General features: G+C 72.2%; 7 protein-coding genes. 2 read left to right on the top strand and 5 right to left on the bottom strand.

Annotated features, from left to right (window positions below; all coding sequences use genetic code 11):
- Positions 1-200: 200 nt before the first annotated feature.
- Complete coding sequence (locus tag ACWD4J_RS43775) at positions 201-407, top strand: DUF397 domain-containing protein (RefSeq protein WP_451401144.1); 207 nt, start codon at positions 201-203, stop codon at positions 405-407.
- Positions 408-421: 14 nt separating this feature from the next.
- Here the strand turns inward: ACWD4J_RS43775 and ACWD4J_RS43770 are convergent, their stop codons facing one another.
- From ACWD4J_RS43770 to ACWD4J_RS43760, 3 genes are all read right to left on the bottom strand, one after another.
- Positions 422-1,321, bottom strand: coding sequence for an aminoglycoside phosphotransferase family protein (locus tag ACWD4J_RS43770; protein WP_451401143.1), 900 nt, complete (start codon positions 1,319-1,321; stop codon positions 422-424).
- Positions 1,322-1,404: 83 nt separating this feature from the next.
- Complete coding sequence (locus tag ACWD4J_RS43765; RefSeq protein ID WP_451401142.1) at positions 1,405-2,856, bottom strand: HAMP domain-containing sensor histidine kinase; 1,452 nt, start codon at positions 2,854-2,856, stop codon at positions 1,405-1,407.
- A 1-nt stretch (position 2,857) separates the two neighbouring features.
- A complete protein-coding gene (locus ACWD4J_RS43760) occupies positions 2,858-3,664 on the bottom strand; it encodes a response regulator transcription factor (RefSeq protein WP_451401145.1) in 807 nt (268 codons plus the stop codon).
- 202 nt (positions 3,665-3,866) lie between these two features.
- Between ACWD4J_RS43760 and ACWD4J_RS43755 the strand changes: the two genes are divergently transcribed.
- Positions 3,867-5,624: a hypothetical protein gene (locus ACWD4J_RS43755; protein WP_451401141.1), complete on the top strand. Its 1,758-nt coding sequence runs from the start codon at positions 3,867-3,869 to the stop codon at positions 5,622-5,624.
- A gap of 54 nt (positions 5,625-5,678) precedes the next feature.
- Here ACWD4J_RS43755 and ACWD4J_RS43750 read toward each other — a convergent pair whose 3' ends face one another.
- A complete protein-coding gene (locus tag ACWD4J_RS43750) occupies positions 5,679-6,353 on the bottom strand; it encodes an FMN reductase (RefSeq protein WP_451401140.1) in 675 nt (224 codons plus the stop codon).
- Positions 6,350-7,462 carry an LLM class flavin-dependent oxidoreductase gene (locus tag ACWD4J_RS43745; protein WP_451401139.1) on the bottom strand — a complete coding sequence of 371 codons (1,113 nt, stop codon included), beginning with the start codon at positions 7,460-7,462 and terminating at the stop codon, positions 6,350-6,352. The genes ACWD4J_RS43750 and ACWD4J_RS43745 overlap by 4 nt, the downstream gene beginning before the upstream one ends.
- Positions 7,463-7,704 lie beyond the last annotated feature (242 nt).

Here is a 7,704-nt window from a genome sequence, read left to right as displayed (position 1 = left end):
AGCTATCTCGCCGGACTCCACCTGCGCGCCTCGATGATCTGGCTCAAAGACCTCACCCGGACCACCCATTGATCACGACTCGATACGCGCCCTAGACCGGTTTCGAAAGCTCTTTCGTAAGGTGGAGAAAGCAGCTCTCGACCCCGTGTCGTCACGGGACTTCATCCACCGAGTCGCCAAGGAACTGTGAGGCCCAAGGCATGACCCACGCCCTCCACTGGCAGAAGTCCTCCTTCTCCGAGGGAGGCGACGGCAATACCTGTGTGGAACTGGCTGCCACCGAACCCCGGTTGATCTACATCCGCGAAAGCGACACCCCCGCCACCCGCCTCACCACCACCCCAGCCCCCCTCGCCCACCTCCTCCTCGGCATAAAGTCCGGCAGGCTCGGCACGCCCGCGGCGTGATCAGCGCAGGGTGCTCACGGCGAACCGTCGGCCAGGATCTCCGCCACCGCGTGCGATGCCTGGCGGATCATCCCGGGGTTCGTTTCCCAGTAGTACGGCAGCGCGATCACGGCCTGGTAGAAGGCCCAGCCGCGGCCGCGTAGCCAGGACGCGTCGTCGACGTCCAGTTCGGCGCGGAAGCGGCGGCGGCTGTCGCCGGTGAAGACGTTCCATGCGGGGAGCAGGTCGCACGCCGGGTCGCCCACGGTGAGGCAGCCGAAGTCGATCACCGCTGACAGTCGGCCGTCGACGACGAGCAGGTTGCCCGGCAGCAAGTCGCCGTGCAGCCAGACCTCTTCACCGTCCCAGGGCCCGGCGCTCAGCGACTCCTCCCAGGAGCGGCGGGCGGCGTCGCCGTCGATCCGATCCCCCAGCTCTGCGATCGAGCGACGGACCAGTTCGTCGTGTTCCGCGAGCGGTCCGCCTCGGCCGCCGGGGGAACGCGGACGGGCTCCCGTCGTGTCGATCTGGCGCAAGGCCCTTACAAAGGCGGCGAGATCGGCTGCGGCCTGGTCCAGGTCGTCCAGCGTGCCGGCCGCGTTCTCGCCGGGCAGCCATTCGTACACCGACCAGTCGAACGGATAGCCCTCCGCCGGACGCCCCATCGCCAGCTGCACCGGCAGGGCGAGCGGCACGTGCGGGGCGAGCCGGGGCAGCCACTCCGCCTCCTTCGCCGCCTGCTTGGTGGCCCAGCCGATGCGCGGCAGCCGAGCGGCAAGGCGGTCGCCGAGCCGGTAGACGTCGTGATCGGTCCCGTACGAGGGGACCGGCTCGACCGGTAGACCGGCCCACTGCGGGAACTGGCCCCCGACCAGGCGCTGTACGAGCGCCACGTCGGTCTCGACCTCGTCTGCGTGCATCTTCGATTCGCCCATCGGCCGCATCGTCGGCCAATCGCGCTCGCCGCAGCAACCCGTTTTCGGCGGCGCCTCGTCGCCCCGGTCACATCGAGCGGGACTTACTCAGCGCGCTGACCCTGTTCCCCCACCGTGAACCCGATCACCGCCCCACCCCCCGGCCGGCGCCGGGCGAACGGGATGCCGCCGTGGGACGCGGCCACCTCGCGGACGATCGACAGGCCGAGGCCGGAGCCGGGCAGGCCCCGGGCGTCGGGAGCGCGGTAGAAGCGGTCGAAGACGCGGGGCAGGTGCTCCTCGGCGATTCCGGGACCCCGGTCGCGTACTTCGACGCGGGCGGTCCCCGCCGCCTCCACCACCACTCCTGCCCCTGCCCCGGTGACGACGATCTCGATGGGAGCCGTGCCTCCGGGGTCGAACTTGGCGGCGTTCTCCACGAGATTGGAGACCGCCCGCTGGAGAGCGGCGGGCCGCCCCTCGACGACCGTGCGCGCCATGTCGCCGCCGGACACCTGCACGGTGACGGCCCGGCCCGTACGGCGGCGGGCCGCCCCCGCGACGTCCTCCGCGACCTCGCCGAGCGCCACCTCCACCACCGGCTCGTCGTCCTGCTGGCCGGCGGCGAGGTCCACCAGCTCGTTGACCAGGTCCGTCAGCTCGCGGGACTCCTCCGCCAGGTCCGCGACGAGCTCCTTGCGGGCGGCCGGCGGCAGCTCGTCGATACGGCGCAGCAGCGAGATGTTCGTACGCAGCGATGTGAGCGGCGTACGGAGTTCGTGGCCCGCGTCCTGGACGAGGCGCCGCTGGTCGTCGACGGACTGCGCGAGCCGCCCCAGCATGCGGTCGAAGGCGCGGCCGAGCCGGCCCACCTCGTCCCGCCCGGCGACCGGCACCTGGGTGTCGAGGCGCCCGGTGCGCGCCACGCCCTCGGCGACGTCGGTCAGCCGTACGAGGCGGCCGGTGATCCGCCGGGCCAGCCACCAGCCGAACAGCCCGGCGGCCACGACGATCGCGGCGACCAGCACGATCGTGCGTTTCTGCAGCTCCGTGAGCAGGTCCTCCGTGTCGCTGAACTCCTGCGCGACCTGCACGGCGCCCCGGCCGCCACCGAGCGCGACCGTCGCGACCCGGTACTGGTCCCCGCCGACCTCCACCTGGTCGTGCACCGCCTTCGTGCCCGCCGCCCGGGCGTCGGCGGTGCTCCGGTCGTCCCCGCCGACGGGCAGCGTCGGGCTGCCCTTGTCCACGACGTGCCCGCCCGGCCCGAGCACCTGGACGTCGGTGCGCGTGGGGCGGATCAGGTCGTCGCGGGGGCCGTCGTGGTCCGGGTCCCCGGAGGTGAAGTCCTCCGGCGCGAGTGTGCGCTCCTGCACCTGCTCTCGCAGATCGGTCACGACCTCCGCGAACACCGCCTGCTGGTCGACGCGGACCAGCCGGGCCGCCGCGTCGTAGCTGAGGAAGCCGATGAGCACCGTCACGGCCGCGGCCACAGCCGCGAACGACACCGCGAAGGTGGTACGCAGGGAGAACGGCGGCCGGCCGCCGGGGAGCATCTCAGTCCTCTCGGAGAACGTAGCCGACCCCCCGCACCGTGTGGATCAACGCAGGCCGCCCCGGTTCGTCCATCTTGCGCCGCAGGTATCCGACGTACACGGCGAGATTCTTGGAGCCGGGGCCGAAGTCGTAGCCCCAGATGCGGTCGTAGATCGTCGAGTGGTCGAGGACGATGCCCGTGTTGCGGGCGAGCAGTTCCAGCAGGTCGAACTCGGTCCTCGTCAGCTCGAGCTCCCGCGTGCCGCGCCAGGCGCGCCGGGCCAGCGGGTCGATACGCAGGTCGCCCGCCGTCACGATCTGGCCGTCGTGGGCGCGGGCGACGGCCTCGGCTATGCGCCGGCCGTCGGGTGCGAGGGGCTGGGACCACTCCCCGGACGGATCGGACCACTCCTCGGACGGGGGCGTGCCGGTTCCGATGCGGCGCAGCAGGGCCCGCAGCCGTGCAAAGACCTCGTCCACGTCGAAGGGCTTGACCACGTAGTCGTCGGCGCCCGCATCCAGGCCGGCGATGCGGTCCGCCGTCTCCACGCGCGCGGTCAGCATCAGGATCGGCGTACGGTCGCCCTCCGCGCGGAGCACGCGGCACACCTGGAGGCCGTCGATGCCGGGCATCATCACGTCCAGTACGAGGACGTCCGGCTGACCGCGATGTGCCTGGGCGAGCGCCTCGACGCCGTCGGCGACCGCGGTGACCTCGTACCCCTCCAGTGTCAGCGCCCGCTCGAGGGCATGCCGGATGGCGCGGTCGTCCTCGGCGAGCAGCACGGTGGGACGCGCGGGCTCGGGCTCGGGCGTCGACTCGGGCACATGTTCGGTCGCGGTATGTGGCACGGGCCCAGTGTGCCAAGATCACCGGCCGATGCGTCCTGACGAGCGCTCCAGCCATCCCCTTCTTACCGGGCTCTCACCGCGACCGGCGTGCCGGCTTACCTGCGCAGGCAAGGGTGTGCCGTGCCGAAGTGCGGCCGACGCTGCGGAGAGGGGCTGTATGAAAACGGGGCACGTCAGGATGAGGGCCACGGAGGCCGGCGGCGACACGAGCACCGGTCCCACCGCGAGCGAGAACGCCGACCACGCCCACCCCGCCGGCCGGACCGCAACCATCGTTCCCCCCGCAGATCAGCCGACCGTCACGCCCCCCGCAGGCCGGCCGACCGTCACACCTCCCGCGGATCAGGGCGGAACAGCCGCCGACCCGACGGGCCGGGCGGGCGGAAGGAGCCGTCTGCGGTTCGCCTCCGCGCTCCGGCACCGGCCCGTCCCCTGGCTCGGCCTCGTCGCTCTCGCGTACGCCGCCGTCCAGCTCATCGCCGTCGTCCCGCACATCGGTCACGCCCTCGGCTGGGACGAGACCGTGTACGTCTCGCAGGTGGACCCGCGCACCCCCTCCGCGTACTTCAGCGCCCCGCGCTCGCGCGGCACGAGCATGCTCGTGGCCCCCGTGCTCGCCGTCACCTCCGACCCCCTCGTCCTGCGGATCGTGCTCGCGCTGCTGTCGGCGGCGGCGCTGTACGGCGCGTTCCGGGTCTGGCGGCCCCTCGTCGGGCGCGGCACGACGGCACTCGCCGCGCTGCTGTTCGCGGGCCTGTGGCCCACCCAGCTGTACGGTCCGCAGGCCATGCCCAACCTGTGGGTGGCCCTGGGCGCGGTCGCCACGACGGGCTGGTTCCTGCGGATGCCGACGCGGACAGCCGACCGGACGGGGATGCCCGGCCGGACGGAGATGCCCGGCCGGACAGGGATGCCCGGGCAGCGGTATGCGCCCTGGTGGACGGCCGTTTGCCTGGCCGCCACCGCCCTCGTCCGCCTGCCGGACGCCGGCTGGCTCGCCATCCCCCTCATCGGCACCGCCGTCCTCGTACGCGACCGGCGTCGCGCGCTCCCCTGGCTGCTCGGCGGGCTCGCCGCGGGCGGGGCGCAGTGGGTGGTCGAGGCATACGTCCGGTTCGGCGGAATCCCGCAGCGGCTGCGCGTCTCCGGTGCCACCGAGGGCGGGATGAGCCCGCACCTCAACCTCGGCACCGCTTGGCGCGCCCTCAACGGACCCGAGCTGTGCCGGCCCTGCACGGTCCAACTCAGCCATCCCGAGCTGACCGTCTGGTGGCTGGCGCTGCCCCTGCTCACGGCAGCGGCCCTTGTACTCGCGTTCGTAGACCGCCGCCGCCGACAGGGCGGCACCGACGCGCCGGCCCTCGCCGGCACGGCCCGTCCGTTCGCGGTCACCACCGTCCCCGTGGCCTGCGCCGCCTCGCTCGCCGTGCCCTATCTCCTGCTGCTCGGCTACTTCGCCCCGCGCTTCCTGCTGCCGACGTACGCGCTGCTCGCCATCCCCGTCGCGGCACTGCTCCTCCGGGCCGCGCGCGCCCGGACACTTCTCGCGGCCGTCGTCGCACTGGCCGTCGCGGCGCAACTCGGCTCCCAGTACGTCGTGCTCGAGCGTCTGACGGCGGACGCGGCCGCCGTCGACCACCGCTACCAGGCGGCCGCCGACGACCTGGGCGCCCTCGGACTGCACGCCCCGTGCCTGGTCACAGGCCCGCGAGCGCTCCCGGTGGCCTACGACGCGGGCTGCGCCTCCGCGGAGGCCGGCGGCAACAACCGGTCCGTCACCACCCGGGAGCTCCTGCACCAGGCAGCTCGGCAGCCGACCGCCGCGCTCACCGCCGGCCACCGGGCTCCGCGGTACGCCCACGGCTGGACCCGGCACGTGCTGCCGGGCACCCATGGCTGGGTGGCGTGGCTCGCCCCTTCGGCGTCGGGGCGCTGACCAGCGCTTTCGCGGCCCCGGCAGCGGAGTGCCGGGGCCGCGACGGATGCCCTCTCACATGGCCCGAAGGGCCGCCAGCTGCTGCTCGAAGGGGATCACTTCCAGCGGCTCGCCGTCGATCTCGCGTGCGGGCCTGCGGGCCGCAGGCACCGACTCCGCCGACTCCGCCGACCCCACCTGCGTCACCGGCTCCACCGGCTCCACTGACCGCCCCACTGCCCCCGCCAGCCCCGCCAGCTCCGCTCCCGCCCGTTCGATGCGGGCCGCGAGGCCGTCCGCTCCCCAGTCCTCGGACGCGGCGTACACCGCCGTCGGTACGACGACCGCCCGCAGATACGCGAACAGCGGGCGCAGCGCATGCTCCAGGACGAGCGAGTGGCGGGCTGTGCCGCCGGTCGCCGCGATCAGGACCGGCTTTCCGGCCAGCGCGTCCTTGTCGATCACGTCGAAGAACGACTTGAACAGGCCGCTGTAGGACGCGGTGAAGACGGGCGTGACGACGATCAGTCCGTCCGCGCCCGTCACCGCGTCGATGGCGCGGCTCAGCGCCGGGCCGGGGAAGCCGGTGACGAAGTTGTTCGCGATCTCCACGGCCAGGTCGCGCACTTCGACGACCTGGGTCTCCGTGTCCGCCGGGAGCCGTTCCGCGGTCGCGGCCGCCAGCCGGTCGGCCAGCAGCCGGGTGGACGACGGGACGCTCAGTCCGGCCGATACGACGACGAGCTTCATGCCTTCGTCACCTCCTCGGTCTTCTGCCGGTCGTCCTGCTGGGTCTTGGCGAGCAGGGACTGGTGCGTCGGCGCGTCCGGCACGCCGGCCGGGCGGCCCTTGGCGAACTCCTTGCGCAGCACCGGCACGACCTCCTCGCCGAGCATGTCGAGCTGCTCGAGGACGGTCTTCAGCGGCAGCCCTGCGTGGTCCATCAGGAACAGCTGGCGCTGGTAGTCGCCGACGTAGTCGCGGAAGGACAGCGTCCGCTCGATGACCTGCTGCGGGGAGCCCACGGTCAGCGGGGTCTGCTCGCTGAAGTCCTCGAGCGAAGGCCCGTGCCCGTACACCGGCGCGTTGTCGAAGTACGGCCGGAACTCGCGCACCGCGTCCTGCGAGTTCTTCCGCATGAACACCTGGCCGCCGAGACCGACGATGGCCTGCTCGGGGGTGCCGTGGCCGTAGTGCGCGTACCGCGTGCGGTAGAGCTCGACCATCTTCTGGGTGTGCTCCTTCGGCCAGAAGATGTTGTTGTGGAAGAAGCCGTCGCCGTAGTACGCGGCCTGTTCCGCGATCTCCGGGGACCGGATGGAGCCGTGCCAGACGAACGGCGGGACCCCGTCGAGCGGCCGCGGCGTCGAGGTGAAGGACTGCAGCGGCGTACGGAACTTGCCCTCCCAGGTCACCACGTCCTCGCGCCACAGGCGGTGCAGTAGCGCGTAGTTCTCGATGGCGAGGTTGATGCCCTGGCGGATGTCCTGGCCGAACCACGGGTAGACGGGGCCGGTGTTGCCGCGGCCCATCATCACGTCGACGCGGCCCTCCGCCAGATGCTGGAGCATCGCGAAGTCCTCGGCGATCTTCACCGGGTCGTTGGTGGTGATCAGGGTCGTGGAGGTGGAGAGGATCAGCCTTTCCGTGCGGGCGGCGATGTAGCCGAGCATGGTCGTCGGGGACGACGGGACGAACGGCGGGTTGTGGTGCTCGCCGGTCGCGAAGACGTCGAGTCCGACCTCTTCCGCCTTGAGCGCGATGGCGACCATCGCCTTGATGCGCTCGTGCTCGGTCGGTGTCCGGCCGGTGGTCGGGTCGGGGGTGACGTCGCCGACGCTGAAGATGCCGAACTGCATGGCTGATCATCCTTCGCAGGTGGTTGACGATTCAACTACACCTGCCAAACGGTGCGGGGGCCGGAGGTATTCCCGGCCCCGCACACCTCTCCGCCGCCCCCTCGCCCCACGTACCTACGCCGAGCGCCCCCGCACCCCGGGGCGCCGCCTAGGTGTATTGATCACGAGCGTTGTTAACGGTCGCTGGGCTTGATCATGGCGAAGACCTCCGGTGTGGTGGAGCTGTCTAGGACTACACCGCA

Source organism: Streptomyces sp. NPDC002577 (assembly GCF_053594815.1).
The sequence above is the reverse complement of the archived record's forward strand: the minus strand, read 5'-3'. Positions and strand labels throughout refer to the sequence as shown.